The 18443-nt window shown below is 46.3% G+C and carries 21 protein-coding genes and 4 pseudogenes; 14 read left to right on the forward strand and 11 right to left on the reverse strand.

Annotated elements, in window-relative coordinates:
- On the forward strand, positions 1-1053 hold a 1053-nt coding region (locus tag EDI29_RS18375; protein ID WP_241664971.1), incomplete at its 5' end, for an AAA domain-containing protein.
- Positions 1054-1572: 519 nt separating this feature from the next.
- Positions 1573-1805, forward strand: a pseudogene (locus tag EDI29_RS23285) (transposase); the annotation flags it as partial.
- A 96-nt stretch (positions 1806-1901) separates the two neighbouring features.
- On the opposite strand, the gene EDI29_RS18385 reads toward EDI29_RS23285, so the two are convergent.
- The 7 genes from EDI29_RS18385 to EDI29_RS18415 form a co-directional block, all read right to left on the reverse strand.
- A complete protein-coding gene (locus tag EDI29_RS18385) occupies positions 1902-2777 on the reverse strand; it encodes a phosphorothioated DNA-binding restriction endonuclease (RefSeq protein WP_137742047.1) in 876 nt (291 codons plus the stop codon).
- 88 nt (positions 2778-2865) lie between these two features.
- On the reverse strand, positions 2866-3411 hold the full coding sequence (locus EDI29_RS18390) for a helix-turn-helix transcriptional regulator (protein ID WP_137742048.1): 546 nt from the start codon (positions 3409-3411) through the stop codon (positions 2866-2868).
- A gap of 51 nt (positions 3412-3462) precedes the next feature.
- On the reverse strand, positions 3463-4917 hold the full coding sequence (locus tag EDI29_RS18395) for a flagellin N-terminal helical domain-containing protein (protein WP_137742049.1): 1455 nt from the start codon (positions 4915-4917) through the stop codon (positions 3463-3465).
- 262 nt (positions 4918-5179) lie between these two features.
- Positions 5180-5761 carry a hypothetical protein gene (locus EDI29_RS18400; protein ID WP_137742050.1) on the reverse strand — a complete coding sequence of 194 codons (582 nt, stop codon included), beginning with the start codon at positions 5759-5761 and terminating at the stop codon, positions 5180-5182.
- A gap of 154 nt (positions 5762-5915) precedes the next feature.
- Entirely contained in the window at positions 5916-6338 is a 423-nt protein-coding gene (locus EDI29_RS18405; protein ID WP_137742051.1) for a putative zinc ribbon protein, read from the reverse strand.
- 92 nt (positions 6339-6430) lie between these two features.
- On the reverse strand, positions 6431-6643 hold the full coding sequence (locus tag EDI29_RS18410) for a helix-turn-helix transcriptional regulator (RefSeq protein WP_137742052.1): 213 nt from the start codon (positions 6641-6643) through the stop codon (positions 6431-6433).
- A gap of 104 nt (positions 6644-6747) precedes the next feature.
- Positions 6748-7338 carry a YagK/YfjJ domain-containing protein gene (locus EDI29_RS18415; protein ID WP_137742053.1) on the reverse strand — a complete coding sequence of 197 codons (591 nt, stop codon included), beginning with the start codon at positions 7336-7338 and terminating at the stop codon, positions 6748-6750.
- 765 nt (positions 7339-8103) lie between these two features.
- Here EDI29_RS18415 and EDI29_RS18420 point away from each other — a divergent pair.
- The 11 genes and pseudogenes from EDI29_RS18420 to vapC all read left to right on the forward strand — a co-directional run bounded on the left by EDI29_RS18420 (position 8104) and on the right by vapC (position 14890).
- Positions 8104-9135, forward strand: coding sequence for a hypothetical protein (locus EDI29_RS18420; RefSeq protein WP_137742054.1), 1032 nt, complete (start codon positions 8104-8106; stop codon positions 9133-9135).
- Between the two features lie 95 nt (positions 9136-9230).
- Positions 9231-10118 (forward strand): annotated as a pseudogene (locus EDI29_RS18425) (GTPase family protein).
- 182 nt (positions 10119-10300) lie between these two features.
- Positions 10301-10459: a hypothetical protein gene (locus EDI29_RS22810; protein ID WP_154715508.1), complete on the forward strand. Its 159-nt coding sequence runs from the start codon at positions 10301-10303 to the stop codon at positions 10457-10459.
- Between the two features lie 146 nt (positions 10460-10605).
- Positions 10606-11439, forward strand: coding sequence for a hypothetical protein (locus EDI29_RS18430; RefSeq protein WP_137742055.1), 834 nt, complete (start codon positions 10606-10608; stop codon positions 11437-11439).
- Between the two features lie 56 nt (positions 11440-11495).
- Entirely contained in the window at positions 11496-11846 is a 351-nt protein-coding gene (locus EDI29_RS18435; RefSeq protein ID WP_137742056.1) for a hypothetical protein, read from the forward strand.
- A gap of 127 nt (positions 11847-11973) precedes the next feature.
- The gene (gene radC / locus EDI29_RS18440; RefSeq protein WP_137742057.1) at positions 11974-12447 is read left to right on the forward strand and encodes a RadC family protein; all 474 of its coding nucleotides are present in this window, start codon (positions 11974-11976) and stop codon (positions 12445-12447) included.
- Positions 12448-12486: 39 nt separating this feature from the next.
- Positions 12487-12822, forward strand: a complete 336-nt coding sequence (locus EDI29_RS18445) for a type IV toxin-antitoxin system YeeU family antitoxin (protein ID WP_137742058.1) — start codon at positions 12487-12489, stop codon at positions 12820-12822.
- A gap of 68 nt (positions 12823-12890) precedes the next feature.
- Positions 12891-13211, forward strand: coding sequence for a TA system toxin CbtA family protein (locus EDI29_RS18450; protein ID WP_137742059.1), 321 nt, complete (start codon positions 12891-12893; stop codon positions 13209-13211).
- 117 nt (positions 13212-13328) lie between these two features.
- Positions 13329-14162: a DUF4942 domain-containing protein gene (locus EDI29_RS18455; RefSeq protein ID WP_137742060.1), complete on the forward strand. Its 834-nt coding sequence runs from the start codon at positions 13329-13331 to the stop codon at positions 14160-14162.
- A 93-nt stretch (positions 14163-14255) separates the two neighbouring features.
- Positions 14256-14486 carry a type II toxin-antitoxin system VapB family antitoxin gene (gene vapB / locus EDI29_RS18460; RefSeq protein WP_137742061.1) on the forward strand — a complete coding sequence of 77 codons (231 nt, stop codon included), beginning with the start codon at positions 14256-14258 and terminating at the stop codon, positions 14484-14486.
- Positions 14486-14890, forward strand: coding sequence for a type II toxin-antitoxin system tRNA(fMet)-specific endonuclease VapC (gene vapC / locus EDI29_RS18465; protein WP_137742062.1), 405 nt, complete (start codon positions 14486-14488; stop codon positions 14888-14890). The genes vapB and vapC overlap by 1 nt, the downstream gene beginning before the upstream one ends.
- A 332-nt stretch (positions 14891-15222) precedes the next feature.
- On the opposite strand, the pseudogene EDI29_RS23070 reads toward vapC, so the two are convergent.
- Positions 15223-15564, reverse strand: a pseudogene (locus tag EDI29_RS23070) (site-specific integrase); the annotation flags it as partial.
- A gap of 17 nt (positions 15565-15581) precedes the next feature.
- Positions 15582-16693 (reverse strand): IS3 family transposase gene (locus EDI29_RS18475; protein WP_137742063.1). Its coding sequence is split into 2 segments (ribosomal slippage): positions 15582-16432 and positions 16432-16693, totalling 1113 coding nucleotides; the frame shifts between segments, so codons are not numbered across the junction.
- A gap of 229 nt (positions 16694-16922) precedes the next feature.
- Here EDI29_RS18475 and EDI29_RS18485 point away from each other — a divergent pair.
- Positions 16923-17355, forward strand: a pseudogene (locus EDI29_RS18485) (IS3 family transposase); the annotation flags it as partial.
- Between the two features lie 82 nt (positions 17356-17437).
- Here the strand turns inward: EDI29_RS18485 and EDI29_RS18490 are convergent.
- Positions 17438-17794 (reverse strand): hypothetical protein, encoded by a 357-nt coding sequence (locus EDI29_RS18490; RefSeq protein ID WP_137742064.1) that lies wholly within the window; start codon positions 17792-17794, stop codon positions 17438-17440.
- Positions 17795-18000: 206 nt separating this feature from the next.
- On the reverse strand, positions 18001-18219 hold the full coding sequence (locus EDI29_RS18495) for a KTSC domain-containing protein (protein WP_137742065.1): 219 nt from the start codon (positions 18217-18219) through the stop codon (positions 18001-18003).
- Positions 18220-18443 lie beyond the last annotated feature (224 nt).

An 18443-nucleotide genomic window follows, 5' to 3' on the forward strand; every position in this document is an offset into this window, starting at 1 on the left:
AAACGAGGGGAAGAAAAAGGGACGATATTTCCGTCAATGGGCTATTTGCATATTGATGGTAAAGGTATGCAGGCCAACGGTGGAAGTCGTTATAACACCTTTGAAGCTGAGACGATAGCAGCATGGCTTGCGGATCACAAAGAAGAAATTGAGCGCTATTACGATAAGCCCTTACATCAATTAGTCGGAGTTGTGACGCCATTTTCGGCGCAGGTCAGCACGATTAAATCGTCATTACGTAAGCTGGATATTAATTGTAATGGTGATGAACATTCGCTGACAGTGGGTACTGTTCATTCATTGCAGGGGGCGGAAAGGGCAATTGTACTTTTCTCTCCGGTCTATTCGAAGCATGAAGATGGTGGATTTATCGACAGCGACAGCAGCGTGCTGAACGTCGCAGTTTCTCGTGCTAAAGATAGTTTCCTGGTTTTTGGTGATATGGACCTATTTGAGATCCAGCCAGGCTCTTCGCCGAGAGGGTTGCTGGCAAAATACCTGTTTGCGTCCACCAGCAATGCCTTGCAGTTTGAGTACAAAGAACGCCAGGATCTTAGTACAGCACAAACGCAGATCTCTACCTTGCATGGTGTTGAGCAGCATGATGCGTTTCTGAACCAGACTTTTGACGCTATCGGTAAGAGTATTACCATTGTTTCTCCTTGGCTAACTTGGCAAAAGTTGGAACAAACCGGTTTTCTTGCATCGATGGCCCAGGCACGCGCTCGTGGTATCGACATTATTGTGGTAACGGACAAAAGTTTTAATACCGAGGATGCCGATTATGAAAAGCGTAAAGAGAAACAGCTGCGCTTAAATGATGCTATGGAAAAACTCAATGAGATGGGCATCGTGATGAAGCTGGTCAATCGTGTTCACAGTAAAATTGTGATTGGTGACGAAGGGCTGTTGTGCATAGGGTCGTTTAACTGGTTCAGTGCGGCCAGGGATGAGAAGTTTAAGCGATACGATACATCAATGGTATATCGTGGCAAAAACTTAAAAGGTGAAATTAAAACTATATATAACAGTTTGGAGCAACGTGAATTCTAATTCAGGATCATCATTTTAGAGAATTAAGGTTCTGTGTCATTCCAGTCATCTGTTCAGAAAAATGAATGACACAGGTCCTAGCCTTTCGATTTCGATAAAACTCACCAGACCAGCCAAGCATTGGCCGGAAAAAATGGCATATTAATATTATTAATGAAATAGTTAACCGAATCAGTTCTGGCTACCGAACTCGACTCATAGCTGGTTCAGGATGTGGACGCGAACCGTAAAAATGGTTCCGACAAGAAGATTACCAAAGCCACAATAGGCAGTCGAACCTGCTACGCAGCATGACTGTAACGGCAATTTTGAGTCTCAACTGGTTAAGTGGTTCTAGGCTACGCAGCCAGAGGAGATTAAGCAGAAAATTATCAGTCTGTTCACGCAAAGAATGAATTACGCCAACATCAGTCAGGATGTCTAAAATTTACACGATTTCAGTATCGTAACCGCTACGATTAGCGACGCCACCGACAAGATTATCCCTATCTCTGAATTCAAATAGTGGCAGTTGCGCCTATTCGCAAGGCTATTCACACGACTAACACCATTGAGTCGGTTCACTAGGAATTTTGCAAATTGACGGAAATCAAAGGTACCTTCCCTACGAGAATAGCATATTAAAGCGGCTTTATCTGGAATTGGTGAATGAGCAGGTGAAGTGGACAATGCCTATCCAGAACTGGAATTTAACATTGTCGCAGTTAGCTATCTATTTTGACTGGCGACTGGATAACGTTATTACGTTGTAATCTTTTTACCGTGGCATAGCATTTTGAATGCTCTCAACTGGTTTGCAGCCAAGCAATTTTTAATCTCTCGGTATTATTTTCCTGATAGTAAGCAACTCAGAGACCTTTAAAAACCTGCCCACGATGCCACTCAATAAACCTATCAAGTGGGTAATACTCCCGCTTTTTAGGCAGAAACAGCGGCTTTCCCTCAAAATCCCAGAATAGCCTTTCGACGATCTTGCTGCCATTCACGCCTTCAGAAACCATCAATTTCATGCCGTCATCAATACCGATAACGCCAATATCAAACGCAGAGTGATGTACTGAGCACAAGGCTAATCCGTTGGTCACGGTGCAAGGGCCACCGTATTGCTTCCATTTGATGTGAGCCGCTTCGAGGCCGACAGGCGTTGTATCGTGTCGTAAATCATAGCCGCATACCGCGCAGCGGTATTGGTACGCACGTAGTACCGTTTGACGGAAATGGGGATCGCGAGACTTGCGTACATCATCTAGCGATAGTTCCAGACGGTTGGCAATAACTTCCTGAACACTTTCAGGAAAATGCTCACTTAAAATTTGTTGAGCCAGTTTATCGATAAGTTGCGGCTGTTTGCACAATAGCTGATAGCTGACTTCATCAAATCCCCCCATGACACCGTGCTGAATCAGCTCACGATTTGGCGGCTCTTTACTCCCTTTCTGCGGTGAACAATGCTCGTCGTTCTGCAACTGCCAAAAACCATCTCCCTTCAGCCGCCAGAAAGGCATTTCAGGGTAATGAGCACGCCGCTGTGGCCCAAAGCTGTTCAAAAGTGCCAATAGAGAAGGGCGGATTTCGTCGCCATAGTGAAACAGGCGCGGGTGTCCTTGTTGATAGGCCGATAAGACATAAAGCAGCAACAATGGCTTATGAGGCGCACGTTGATCACCTTTACGCCATATCGACATGTTGGAAATTGCGGTTTGAAGTTCCTGAGCAGATGGCATACGCAACACGGGCTGAAAGGGAATATATTGCGATAATGCTCGCAAAATCAGTGGGATTCAAGTCTCCAGTTGCTCTCAGAATGTTACCTCACGCCATCTTATCAACGTAGATAACCCTGTGATGCTCGGCGTCAGTGATACTTTGCATATGTGAGATTCTGGCGATGAGTAAAAAGGTGAGCAGATCCTTTATGCCATATTTTCTGTAGATATTATTTTTCATATTATTGGCTGTTTTATGGGTTATCACCATTTTCCTTGCGATGGTTTTTATTGCCATTCCGTCCAGCCAATAGCCGAAGAATATTTTCTCATTTGGTGATAACGATATCGTCTTGCCTTTTATTTCTTTGAACGATGACAGGGCAGAGATCACTTTTTTAATCGTACTCATCGGTACGTGTTTTGATAATAGCAATACCTTTTTAGCCACCATCACCGGTGCATGTCTGCGGTTGTTGAGAATAATAATGAATGTCCGGTGTTCAGTGGTAATGATGTAGCTTAATAGTGCCATGTCGATACCGTGTTCAATATCAACAACAGTGATTGGCACATTACCGTTATCACTATTTCCCAGACAGGTAAACGCCGCCGTGGTGAAAGGGCAGCGGCTGAATATTTCAATGCTCATGGCGATCGCGATTCGATAGAAAAATAGCAACGTGATGTTTATGGTGGCACGTCATCCCTGTAACAGCTTTAATACGTTTCCCGACTGCTGATTGGCTTGTGACAAGACGGACAGGGAAGCCTGTTGCAGGATCTGGGATTTTGTCATCGCGGAAACCTCAATGGCATAATCGGCATCCAATATGCGGGAGCGAGCGGCAGCGGTGGCAATTTTCTCCTGTGACAGCACGGCAGTGACGGATTCGAAGCGGTTCATCTGGCTGCCGTATTCACTGCGGTAACTGTCCAGCGTTTTCAGCGCGTTATCGAACGTGGCTAATGCCGCTCTGGCCTGTTCAGGTGCACCTAGCGTCACAGAGGAAAGTCCCAACGACTGGCTATCTGCGGGCGTAGGGTTGAGGGTAACCGTTTGCAATGCATCACCGAAACTCGCCCCGACGACAAACGTCGTTTCTTTGCTGATCGGTACTGAGGGCGGCAGTGGCGGGGCTGGCTCTGTCGGTGTGGGAAGTTCATCCCAGCTTGCGCTACTATTAAAGACGCCGCTGCCAACCACAATGACAATCAGATCTTCTGTCACCTCATCAATATGAATTTTTTCCAGTCGGTTTGCAGCCCCCACATTCCCATCGTTAAATCCCCCGGTGTTGGCATCTTCAAAACGGTCACCATCACCGCTGTAGGTGATGGTCATACCTTGATACGTTGTCTGTGCCCCTGTATTGATATTGTATTCCCCGGCTTGCAGCAGCGAATCTGCCGAGTAGGTGGCTCCAGGTAAAAAGCCGTTATCTTGCGTAATCACGGCGGTATTCATGGTACTTTCATCTGTCACACCGTTTGCTGACCAGACGATATCGGCGTCTGTGCCTTCTGCGGGCGTACCGGCCAGATGTCTGCCGTCTCGCGCAAAGAGCTGGATATCGTCATCGGCGCTCAATGAGTCGATGGTTATGGTGATATTTTTTGCGCCAGCAGGAATGTAAGCCAGCGAAATTACCCCAGAGGGAAATTGATGATTGATATTGGGGACGGGAAACTTTTCAGCCAGTGGCAAGGTTTCCCCCAATTTGGCAGGCTGAGGACCCGGTTCAGCTGGAGCCAACGGATAGCGGCCAAAGATCTGTGTCGACGAAGCGATGCGGTCGATCTCTTCCCTGATTTGTTGATATTCACCGTTCAGGCTTGCCTGGTCGGAATCTGACAACGTGCGATTTGCCGCCTGCACTGCAAGATGTCTGCCGCGTTGTATAAGGTTATTGATAGCATTAAGCCCGCTCTCGGCGGTTTGCATCAGGCTGAGACCGTCTTTCATTCCGTTGGTGATAACGCTGTTGGCATTCAGATTAGCGGTCATCCGGTTGGCAATCGCCTGACCAGCGGCATCATCCTTCGTACCATTGATGCGCAGACCCGATGAAAGCCGTTCAATCGCCTGGCTCAATCGGGTGGCCGATTTATCCTGTTGATTCCGTATCGTTAAATGAAGAGAGGTAATCGGCGTCATTGCGCACCAGTCCTGATTTGGCAAAAACAACGGGATGATTTTTATCTGCTGATTATTGATTTACCGTACAACAAGCAATAGTTAGCCCTTCCCGATAATGGAAATAAAAACAGATAAAACATTACGTTATGGTTATTTTCGGCAATAGCTTATCGACGGTGGCGATCAAAAGATAATCGTTTTGATAGATCGATGCGATCGTATCGATCGGCGTTACCGATCAAAAGCGCTCTGAATCAGTGTTTACGTAACGTCATGAAAATTAAGCAGGTCGGTAGTCTGCCCAGTAACTAAAGCAGGCGAAGAAGACATATTCTTCAATCACCGCCTGTAGTGTTGGCTGAGTGCGCAGGCGGGTGTTAATCCACACCTGAACCTGTCTGTCGGTTTTATCTGCCAATGATGCCCATTCACGATAAGACAGGCCGTCAAGTAGCTCGGACCAGCACAGTAGCGTCAGTATTTCCCGAATGCCGGGGTCGTTTTCCCGATCAAATAATTGCTGAAGACTGTCACTCAATACCTCCAGATGCAGTCGCTCACATTCGCTGATGAGAATACCACTCAGCATAGGGTATCGGCGAAGATAGCGAGCAGCCTTCACTGGCAGAATGGCTCTGCTACCCGCTTCAATACGTGATACGTCTGATTGCTGCATTAGCCTCGCGGGAATAATCAGATGCGCTTTACGCTGGCCTGGCAGAGACACTGTCGTCAGACTCAACTGATGGAAGGTATGAATTTTTCTCGTACTGATACCCTGACGGATGGCGTGCGTTGCACTGTCATCAAGATGACTCTGATATTTATCCAACAACGTGGATAGCGTCGTGTTACGTGTCATTTGGAAAATGTCTCCAATATGCGGAATAACAGACAGCCCGTGTCCTCCGTGGAATCGGATAGTGGTCTGTTATCCTGGGAAAATGAAATAACGGGGAGGGGGAATGGTGCTGTTTCGGTCTGAAATGATGGGAGAGATAACGCGTCTGGATTATCTATTCCTGATGAGCTCCTTCCTCGAATTCATGTCCCTTCTCCCTGGCGACAACACTGTAGATACCGTCTTTACATGTTGGGCAGAGTTTCTTACCGGTATAGTCTTTTTTGCACAGTACGCAATACCAGCTTTTCGGTTTAGGAAGAACGTAGCTGGCAAAGACCTTCTCTCGTAATTTTTTAATCCTCTCTTCTTCTTTCTCTTCGGGGTCTCGATAGGGACATGCCATCAGTTTTTTTGAACTTATATTGAGCAGGTCATGCTCAAACCAGGTTCTTTCATGTTGAGAGCCTTTATGCAGGATTAACGTGCAGCCACAGGATGTACATGTCCAGTAACCTTGAGGCAGGCGGCTAGCCTCAGTCGAACTAACAAAACGATTTTTGGCGTTGTTAGCCAGATAGCATTTTAGAAAGCGCATAAATTGATTCCATTTCTGGCGACAAGGAGTCCGCATGTAGAGTGTGTCCTATCGCTGTTAGCAGGAAAATAAGTAGGGTTGAAGGCGTGTGATTACTGGCGAGATTGATCGATACGTTGCTGTAACCAGATTTCGACTTCACTTTGCAGCCAGCGGGAACTGCGGCCCAGCTTAATCGGCCTCGGAAATTCACCCAGTTGAATAAGCTTGTAAAACCATTTGTCGGTTAGTCCGGTCAACTGGGTGATAAATGCCATATCGACGAACTGGTCTTCAAGAAGGCGATAATCGGTAGTGGTGCTCATCGTTTTTTCTCCTCTGGTGAATGGAGAAGGAGCCGGAAAATGGAAATTGGCGAACTCCTTCAAACGATGTGCGCGTGGCGTAGTTTTTTATGGCTGAGTGACAATTAACCCAAGCATCTTGGTCGGCCTCGACGAGTAGGTTGGGAGATTTCACTAACCTGATAAATAATCCTCTCCGTTTTCTGATCCTGTTTACTCAGGTAACTCAAGATATATAGCATTCTGTTTATTCCTTCATCGTCGTCATAGGATGTCACCCATTCCCCTTTTACCCTGTAATGTTCCTTGGGTTCACATCGGTGTGCATACCCATCCCCCTCTGTCACATTCGCCCAAATATCCCTAATGTCTTCAAATACGGCCCAAACCTTACGATGTTTCTGACCATTGAGATAAAAAGCAGCATGGATATGAAAACTATGTTCTTCGGTATATTCCAGCACCCAGACATATCCGACGAGTCCCTTTAGCGAAGGGCACTGTTGTAATAACTGCGTGATATCAAAAACGGTGGAATGAGTATCTGCGTAATGATGGGCGTCACTCTTTTTTAAATATGAGAAATCGACTCGTAGCATAAGTAATTTTGAATAACGGTCAAATAGTCGACTGAGGTGATTTCGTATATTTCTACGTAGTGTCCGATGGTGAGCGTACCTGACGTTGGTATCAGTGATGATTTTATTGTATTCCATGAATTCATTCCTGAATGAGTGTTTTTCATGGGATAGGATGCTGGCGTAAATTTTTAAATTTTATTAGCACAAGATAATGCACATGAAGATAACATCTTGGGTTCTTTCTTGTACGGAGTGATAGGCGTAGAGATAGTGGTATGGATAATTTTATTTACATAAATCGTCTTCTTATAAAATATTAGTATTTACCTTAATTAATCGTTCCACCTTCAGAAGAATGAATATCTGAAATGGAATATGTCTTTGGAATACTGCGGTTTTCCTTGGATAACTATTCTGCCTCATTCATTGTGATAGTGTTATACTTACCAGGCATCGATATTGCTTATCGCTGTATGTCTTGGTACGTTATCTCTGTTGCCGATTCGCATCTATTGTGAATCATTCCGGCATCAGAACTATGGTCGCCTTCAGTCGACTGGGTACAAAAGCCAATGGCGACGAACCATCCTGATTTCTTGGTTCGTGTGACTATCGCGCCTAAACTCAGGTCAGATACAGATATCTGAAGCAACATGGATGTGTCATCGTATAGATAAGCCTTTGGGATACTGCCTCAATACTTAGCGTGAATCGTGCTGCAATACTGATATTTTTAGTGTAAAAAACACCTTTTATATCAATAAAAAACCTATCAATTCACCTTAAAAAACATTGAATCTATGCTTAAAAAACACCTTTTTAAAGGGTAGAATTATATGCTGAAAAGTAAGATTAAATTTTTTTGATAGTGGTTATCATTTGCGTATGGGGTAAGGCACGATGACGGATATGATGGATGATCTGAGAGTATTTAAGCTGCGCTCAAAAGATACAGGTCGCAAAGTGCATCTGTTAACCTACGGAGATATCAGCCGGTGCTATAGTTTTATCTGTTTTGATGAGAAGGTTCTTTTTTCTGCTAGATGGAAAGACGTTTTTTCAAAAGGAGATAATATCCCCTTTGATTTACTGGATGATATTTATTACAAGCAGAGAACACATGACGGTAAGAGAAATATAAGATTGCGCTACGATGAAAGAAATGACCATGAAATTAATGTGCTCCTGACTTACGCGCAGGAGTGCTGGGTGAAAGAATCAGTTGCACAGAAAGAAGAAACCGAAAAATACCTTTGTGATAAGTATGATACACTGCTAAAGAAACACAAAAAAATCACATTGCTGCCATTTGCTTTTTATCTTGCGGATGACTGGGAAGAACAAAATGGAGTCAGCCTATCTCGGAAGTTTTCTGTTAACGTTATAAAGTTAGCTCTGGAAGAACTTCAGGAGCGTTTCGATAAAATGATAAAAACTCTGAAGTCTCATAGCGAATATGAACCTGCTTGCGCCTATACTCGACTCATTTTACTTGATGAACAATTCAGGCCTTTTTATTTGGTGAATTTTTTCTTTCGTGGTGATGATATTAGTGACTTTTTTGCAAAGGATATCTGGGAGGAATGGCTGAACACTCGATGTTCTAGAAATAAAGAAAATGAACGAGCGACTCTTTACGCTTTTGAACACGAACACAAGCCATGTCGAAATGATGTAGAGGGATTGTTGTTTAGCCGTCCCGATAGGAGTATTTTTAGTATACATGATGAAGATGAAATAATTAAAAAGTTATTAAATTTTGATATAAATAACTTTGGCACAGTAAAAAATAACCGTAAATCTCATGAAAACTTTTTCCGTCTTCAGGCACAGAAATACAATGCCATCCCAGGTTCAAGAGCAAAAACGTTCTCAGACAACTTTACCTATACACTTTCTGCGAAGAAAAAAATGAAAGACAAATCAGATTAAAAATTTTTCAGTTATATATCATCCCTATGAAAACCCACCCATTTCAATTCATCAGGCCATCCATCCCGGATGGCCTTTTTCATTCTGAGGTTGATATGAAAAAATCATCAGGCTATGCCCTGATACGCCGCCATCTGCGGCGTTATCCCCGTTCGTTACGTCATACCCTTATGCAGGAGTTGACCCGGTTGGTCACCTATGAACCGGTGATTGGCATTATGGGCAAAACCGGTGTAGGGAAATCCAGCCTATGCAATGCGCTGTTTCGCAGCGAGGTCTGTGCGGTGAATGCTGTCGCAGCCTGTACCCGTGAACCACGGCGAATCCGTCTGCGTTTTGGTCGTCATTATCTCACGCTGGTTGATTTACCGGGTGTCGGTGAGAGCCAGCAACGGGATGAGGAATATCGCGCACTGTATCAATCCCTGCTGCCGGAGTTGGATATGGTGCTGTGGGTATTGAAGGCAGATGACCGCGCCTATTCTGCCGAGGAGCAGTTTTACCGTGATGTGTTCGGCTCCGTGAACGGTGAGCATCCGCCGATACTCTGGCTACTCAATCAGGTTGACAAGATTGAACCGAGCGAGGAATGGCATTGAGCCTCTGCGCAGCCGTCATCCAGGCAACGGGAGCATATGGCGCAAAAGCAGGCGGTTATCGGGCAACAACTCGGTATCGTGGCAGAGAACATTTTGCCGCTTTCCGTCAAAGGCCGTTACCAACTGGGAAAGATGGTGGAGGCGATGATAACCCTTCTCCCAAAGCAGGCCCGCAGTCCGGTCATTCCGCATTTACGTGCCGAGCACCAAACCGACAGCGCGGTACAGCAGGCCCAGGCAGGATTTTCCGACACGGTGGTCAGTGCGGTGGATTGGGTCATTGACCACGCGCCGTTGCCTCAGGTGGCAAAACAGGTGCTGCATGGCGTCACCCATTCCGTTGCCAGAGTGGCAAATGCTGTGTGGTCTTTTTTCTTCGACTAATGTTTTTGCTGCTTCCCATCAGATTTCTTTATCGTCACCGATCGATTTTGTCGATCGAACCGATCGAATTGATTTGTTATACCGCCATTTCTCCCCGCTATAAAATCGACATTCCACTCTGAGATTTTTTACTTTTACGAATCAATAACATGTTCATGTAACGCGTATGCGTCTGGAGGGCAATGATGCCGTTGTTACTGCTTTGGGTTGGACTGGCAATCGTACTGGGGTGCGTGGCATCCAGTAACGGTCGCTCATTCTGGGGCTGGTTTATTTTGGGTATGGTCATCGACCCGTTATTGGCCGGATTGCTGTATTACCTGATTTGCAGAGAAAAATAATATGCGAACGCTGTTGAAGCTGTTTGGCCGCTTTATGCGCTGGTATATCACGCTGGTGATTTTTATGGCCTGCCTGCTTTTTATTATCAATACCGTTGGTGGATGGGCTGGTTTTTAACCGAAAGCCCTTCCGAAGGAAAATCACAATGAAAACACAACCTGCACTGCCATGCAGCGGAATGCTGCTGGCCTCGCTGATTGTTCTTCCCATTCTGTCTGTACAGGCAAAGCCTGCTGACAATGAACCGCAAATTATCACCGACAGCGAAGGGCACATGGTTTGCCATCTTTGTGGACCCGACAGGAAAGACAGCTTCTTTATTTCTGACTATCCACAGGGCTATAAAAATAAAACGGATCAGTACAGCAAGTTATGGGACATGACGCGCTACACCATTCTGCTGAATGATGCCATTCCTGCTTATACGGCTAACCGGACACCCGATTTTTATTACATCGATAAATATGCAGCTTCTCCCACCGTTCACTTTATTGAGTTTGACGATGACCGCTCTGATTTATCGGCTGTAGCCACCGTGTCGGTTACGGAAAATAAAAATAACACGCTGCTCACTGTCATCTGGAAGAATGGAGAGAAGAACCGTTTCCAGATGAATAACCAGGCTCTGGCGTATCAGGCCCAAATCCTGAAAAACACGCAGGACCAGCTTTTTTGCCGGAATTGCGGAGACAGTGGTAAGGATGTTCTGGTTCAGGGCGCGGATACCGCCAGCCTTTATACCCGTTTGACCGACACGCCGTATTACGCCTTTCTGGAACAACGTGCCGGGATGGCCTGTCCGGCAGGAAGCTGGTATGCCGTCAATAAAACCAACCCCGCTCCTGAAATCAAGGTGATTAGCATCAAGGATTGCAGTGAAATCGTGAAGATTGACAGCACCCATGATGCCGACAAAACCACGCTTAACCTTACCCACTACAACGGCAAAAAGGACTCGCTGACATTCAGCAATCGTTGAGTGTTATCCCCTCTGGTCATTGACCGGCATCGGCCTGTCGAATAAAGGAAAATATCATGAAGAAAGCACTCATCGCGCTTTGTCTGGGGCTGTGTTCGCTCAGCGCTTTTGCAGAAAACGCGCCAGTCAGAGTGAAAAGCTATATTGCATCAGGAAACTGGTACGCTGGTCCCTATTACCCAAGGATATCCGTGACGGCGTTGACAGATGTTGTCGTTGTCAAAGACATTACGGTTAACCGGGGAAATTGTAAGCATCTTTCCGAAGCGTCCTGGAAGCCCGTTCGACTCCGTTTCGGCAACACTTTTGAAACGACGTTCAAGTCAAAAAACTGGGGAGCTGAATGTAATGTCCTTGAAATCATTGTTGATACCGATCAGGGCATATGGGAATTCAGGATGGAGTAACCGCTGACCTTATTTGCTATTCCGCAACCAATACCTCGTGCGTCTGCGCGAGGCATTGGATTTATGTGCTCTTATCATCCATTTCACCCTGCTTTTTCATCATCCATCGTTTAGATAAGGGATCACCATGTCATGTAATTCATTGGCAGGCAGCGTTGCGTCCAGAGAGCAGCGCATCATCCAGATGGCACTGTGCCTGCTGGAAAAACGGGTGCGTAAAAATGCGCGGCAGTTCAAAACCTCGGAGGACACCAAAAGCTGGTTAATGCTGGAGCTCAGTAGCCTGGAGCGTGAAGTCTTTATGGTGCTGTATCTGGATAACCAGCATCGCCTGATAGAAAAGGAAATTATCGCGCTGGGTGGTATTAACAGCACCGAAGTGCATCCGCGTGAAATCCTTAAAGCCTCACTGCGCCATAACGCCGCTGCCGTAATACTGGCGCATAACCATCCTTCCGGCTGGGCCGAGCCCAGTCAGGCCGACCGCCATATCACCGACAAGCTGAAGGACTCATTGTCACCACTCGACGTCAAAGTGCTCGACCATCTGGTTGTCGGCGGCGCTGAAGTGGTGTCGTTCGCTGAACGCGGCTGGCTGTGATAACCACATTCATCACCGCGCTTTTATAAGGAAACTATCATGCCATCATCGGATACCCCTGAATGGGGATTAAAATGTACCATCACTCCGCGATTCGGAGCCAGACTGGTGCAGGAAGGTAACCGTCTGCATTATCTGGCAGACCGGGCCAGCGTTGTCGGTACATTCAGCAAAACAGAAGCCAGAAGTCTGGAACGTTGCTTCCCTGAGCTGATTAAGCTGTTGGAACAGAAAATGCGAACGGGAGAACTGAATCCCCGTCAGCAGAACGGCGTCACGCTGCATTGCAACGAATGGACCTGTGAAGCCGATACGCTGGGCAGTTTTGGCTACGTGTATATTGCTATCTATCCCTCTTCTGCGGCAACACAATAATCCGCTGCTTCTCTCCCCACCTGGGTATTTTCCTGATTTTATCGACCTAACCTGTAGAGAGTATTCCCATGCAAACATCATCTGCAATCCCGCCACGGGAGGATAACCCCTGTGCGTCGCCTATAGCCGTCTGGCAGCAACTGCTTACCTACCTGCTGGAAAAACACTACGGTCTGACGCTGAACGACACACCGTTCTGTGAGGAAAATGTTATTCAGGAACATATTGATGCTGGTATCACGTTGCTCAATGCCATCAATTTTCTGGTGGAAAAATATGAACTGGTGCGTATCGATCGCAACGGCTTTAGCTGGCAGAAGCAATCGCCGTTTCTCACTGCCGTTGATGTTCTCCGTGCCAGACGTGCTACCGGCTTGCTCAAAGCATAAAGACTGCGAGCCGCTTTCCAGTTACATCTCACCAAATCTATTTATTCTTCTCTCCGATGCATAATGCGCCAGCCCTGACCGGTTGGCGCATTTGCTTTTATGTATGGACCACAAACTATGCAAACTGAACCCGAGGTTTTGACCGAACACACCGAGCTGATTTGCTCGACCAACATTGAGCGTATCGTTACCGGACGTGATGCCGCGCTACAACAGATAGAACAACTCCTTAATCAGCTACAGTCGATCTCAACGCTAACGGCGACTATCGGTGGCGGCACCGCCGAAGACTGGGCATTAAAGCAAGGGCATCGCTACGATTGCTGGCTGACAGAAACGCCAGCTAAAGCGATGTCAGCCATCATCCGCACGTTGGATCGCAATATCTGGCGTGACCTGATGCTGAAATCCGGCATGCTGTCGCTAATGGACGCCGAAGCGCGTACACAATGGCATAAAAATCTGGATGAGGGTGACCTACCTGTCATTAGCGAAGCCAATATCCTCAGCACCTTTGAGCAACTTCACCAGAGCAAGCAGGAGGTATTCGAGCGTGGGGTAATCAATGTATTCAAAGGGCTATCGTGGGATTACAAGACCAATCACCCTTGTTTCTTCGACAAGAAAATCATCATCAGCAATCTGGTGACCTACAACCGTTGGGGCTTTGGCCTGAACTGGGGCTGGCGACGCGATCAACTGGCCGACCTAGAGCGTATGCTTTACTTGCTGGATGGCAAACCTATTCCCGACAATCGAGGCGATGTCACTATCCGGCTGATGGACCATATTCGCGATAATCCTCATCAGCAGGAATATGAAGATGAGTATTTTAGCGTGCGTTACTTTCAGAAAGGCACCGGGCATCTCACTTTTAAACGCCCCGACTTGATCGAGCAGATGAACGACATTATTGCCAAACATTATCCGGGGATGTTGGCGGCGAGGTGATTAAACAATCAGGTTAATCAGGTATATCCCATTGACATATCCCATCAATATTCTATGCTATCGATAGCACGAATTTTATCCAAGGAGACTGCCATGGAAAAAACTACAGTATTTAAAAGCAATCGCAGTCAGGCTGTACGACTCCCTAAAGCCGTTGCACTGCCCGATGATGTGAAGCAGGTTGATATCGTCGCGATTGGTCGCACACGTATCATCACTCCGGCAGGCGAAAGCTGGGACAGTTGGTTCGAAGAGGATGGCGTAACGCCTGACTTTATGATCACCAGAGAGCAACCCGATGATCAGAGCAGAGAGGATTTTTGATGCTGAAATATCTGCTCGATACCAATATTTGTATTTACACCATCAAGAACAAGCCGCAGGAAGTCAGGGATGCTTTCTACCGTCATTACGGGCAGTTTGCTATCAGTTCTATCACGCTGATGGAACTGATCTATGGTGCGGAGAAATCGGTAAACCCAGAGAAGAATCTTGCCATGATTGAAGGGTTTTCTGCGCGTCTGGAAGTGCAAACTTATGGCTTTGACGCTGCCGTGCATACCGGGCAAATTCGTGCGGAGTTGGCAAGACAAGGAACCCCCATTGGCCCGTATGATGCCATGCTAGCGGGTCACGCGCGATCCGCAGGTTTGATTCTGGTAACGAACAACGTGCGTGAGTTTGAGCGTGTGCTAGGATTGCGCGTAGAAAACTGGGTCGGTAGATAGGCTGACAATAGCCAGTCTTTTTAATATGCTGTCGTAGTTCAACAACTGGCGTTACTTCTTAGTATTGTAGCGAACGGCAGGGTAGGGAATGAAGCAATGTGGGTTGTGGGTACAAATGCGGGTACATGAGCGTTGTATTTTAAGGTGGAACCTTTAAATTCAATGCTTTTAGCATGTTTTTCAAGTCCCGCCCCGGCACCATCAATTTAAGCTAGTAAAAACAGCTAGTTATCTAGCTCAAGCAAACCACCTTACGGTGGTTTTTTGTGCCTGAAAATCCCTTTCCTAATATTCTTCCTAATATGATTTTTGCGTGTTTGGTGAATATGCAATTATCGTGAATTTTTATTCTGACCGCCAACAACTGGAACGATCGGTGTTTTGCGGTCATATCGTGCTGTCTGGCTGATTGTCATGTGTCCCGATATTGCCTGTTTTTCTGCTAACGTCCCATCCAGATCTGAAATGCCTTTCGCCTTCAAATCATGAAGTGTGAAGTCGAAACTTAAATCTGGGGGTAGTTCCTCCGCTTTTTTCTTTGCCTTCATTCAGTGTGCGTTAAAGCTGTCGCGGGTGAATCTCGATACTGACGGTTGGTGTACCACGTATATCCCGGACATACCTGGTTTTAGCGGGAGAGACTCTGCGATTTTTATTGCCGCTGACAACCGATCATGTAAGTGCACCCGTTTTAGTTCCACGCATTTTTTGAGATTTCCGGGTTTTCAGCCATCAGCCGATATTCCTCCGGCGTCAGGTTATTCAGCGATTCATGGGGACACTCGCTGTTATATTCATTCAGCCAGCGTTCCGTAATTTCTCTGACCTCATTCAGTGTTCTAAACAGGTAAAAATCCAGTACTTCTGTTCGATACGTTCGGTTAAAGCGTTCGATAAATGCATTCTGTGTCGGTTTACCCGGTTTAATAAATTCCAATGCCACACCATGCTCTTCCGCCCACTGCGCCAATGTGAGCGATACCAACTCAGGCCCGTTATCCATGCGCAACTTCAACGGATATCCACGGTTGGCGACTACCCTGTCCAACACCCTAACAACGCGTTGTGCCGGGATATTCAGATCGATCTCTATTGCCAGCACTTCACGATTAAAATCATCCACGACGTTAAACGTACGAAAACGTCTGCCGCATACCAGCGCATCATGCATAAAATCCACTGACCAGCTCTGATTCAGATGTTCCGGCGTCGCCAGTGGTGCTGGATTACGCACTGGCAAACGTTGCTTTCCTTTACGACGAAAATTCAGTTTCAGTAAGCAATAAATACGATGAACGCGTTTATGGTTCCATGCATGCCCCTGCCTGCGTAGCTTCTGGAACAACTTCTTGAAGCCGTATCGCGGATAGCGTTCCGCCATTTCAGTCAATGCCTGAATGACCGGCTCATCACGCCGGATATCGGGCTGGTAAAAATAAACCGTCCTGCTCAACGATAACGTCCTGCATGCCTGGCGGATGCTCATCGCAAACTGCGCGGTCAGATAACTGACGAGCTCACGCTTTATCGCTGGTTTTAAAGCTTTTTTTCAATAACATCTTTGAGTGCGCGGCACTCCAGACTCAGATCAGCAAACATCTGTTTCAATCGACGGTTTTCGTCCTCCAGATCTTTCATCTTTTTGATATCAGAGGCTTCCATACCGCCAAACTTGGCTTTCCAGTTGTAATACGAAGCCTCGGATATTCCCGCTTCGCGGCAAACGTCTTTGACGGTCCGTCCGGCTTCAACGGACTTCAACACGGCGATGATCTGGTGCTCGGTAAATCGGGCTTTGCGCATAGCGATCTCCTCAACGGGACATAATCAGTATGTCGGAAGATCTCTAAAAGTGAATGGTTCAATTAAGCGGGATGCTTACAATCAGACCACGCCTTTACTTGAGCCATGCTGGTTTTGCTTTGCTGTATTAGTATCCCCTGGTCTAACAGGTTTCCTTTTCGTAACTCAAGAATGTCAGCTTGCCGAACGCAGCATCGATAGGCTAATGCCATTGCGGCTTTTACGAGGTCACCTGCGCACGAACGAAGGCTGGGTGTATCTTGCGGTGTGGCCGCGGGCGGTTATTGGCTGGTCAATGTCATCGCGGGTGATGGCGCAACTCGCCTGCGATGCGCTACAAATGGCGCTCTGGTGGCGTAAACGCCCGTTATTCACACGGACCGTGGTAGCCAGGACTGTTCATCGGATTATCAGGTCTTACTGAAACGCCATAATCTAAGCGGAAGCATGAGCGCAAAAGGTTGCTGTTATGCCAATGCCTGCGTGGAAAGCTTCTTTCACTCGCTGAAAATGGAATGTATCAAGGTGAACGCTTTGCCAGCCGGGAAATAATGCGAACGGCGGTGTTTAATTATATCGAGTGCGATTACAATCGCTGGCGTCGCCACAGTGCCTGTGGTGGACTCAGCCCGGAACAATATGAAAACCAGAACCTCGCTTAGGGCTGTGTCCACATTACGTGTGGTAGGATCATTGGAATAGGCACTCAATGTGTGACAGCATATTCACCGATCATATCAGTAATTAAACGAATTGTTGGCCTTGTTCCGCCATTTCCTTAATGCGCGCTTGTACTTTGAGTTCTAACCCCATCCGTTCTTCTAACGGCATTGCTTCGTATTGTTCTTTGGATATACCCATGGATGCGAGTATGGAGAAGAACAGTTTTTCTTCATAAGACATGGAAACCCAGTCCATAAACTCCTGTGCTGCCTGCGAGCGTGGAGGTTCCACTTTCGCGCTAGGTTCGTGTCTGATTAGCTGTCCGTTATCTTTTGCCTTCTCGAGTGCCATTTTGAAGGTATCTTCATTTGGCGCAATAGGGGGCTTATTGTTCTGGGTAAATAAAGCATTAGCCCCTTGAATGTCTGATGTGATCATATGAACTCTCCTTAGTTAGGCAGGGTAGATACTCGCACAATGTGGAGGGATGTTATCGTAGAGATACCATCTACATATCTATTTAATTCACATGATAGTTACGATTTTTGGCAGGCTGGTGGATGAAATGATAAAAGCAAAGCGACCTTTTAATCGCCGTTAAGATACGGCGACAAGTAGCACAATGATTGTTGCTAAAACTTAATCTATTTGTTTTTTCGGCATAGAAATTTATCTTTTATCACGCCATCAAAGAAACGGCCTTTAGAAACGACAGCGTCAGAAATAAACTTTTTATAGATAGATTCAGGTACGCCAACATATTGATAAATATCTTTGTTATGAAATGCTATCTCAAGAATGTGCGTCTTTGGGTCATACCCAATGGAATCAATTCGTGACGATGATACCTGCTGTCGCTGCAATGCTTGCTCCTCCCCTGTGTAAAATCAGATCAAATAATAAAAGAGTTACTGCATGACACATTGTCGACGATCATGCTTATTTATTGAATATGTATCAAATTTTGGGCGGGTTGGTTAGTAAAATCGTTGCTTTATCATTTTTATGCTGTGAATTTGTTCAATGACGGCAAGTCTTTCTGTTTGGCAAGGGGAACGGTGCAAATCTACGATGACGAATAGCGTGC

The organism is Pectobacterium polonicum (assembly GCF_005497185.1).
Lineage (GTDB): Bacteria > Pseudomonadota > Gammaproteobacteria > Enterobacterales > Enterobacteriaceae > Pectobacterium > Pectobacterium polonicum.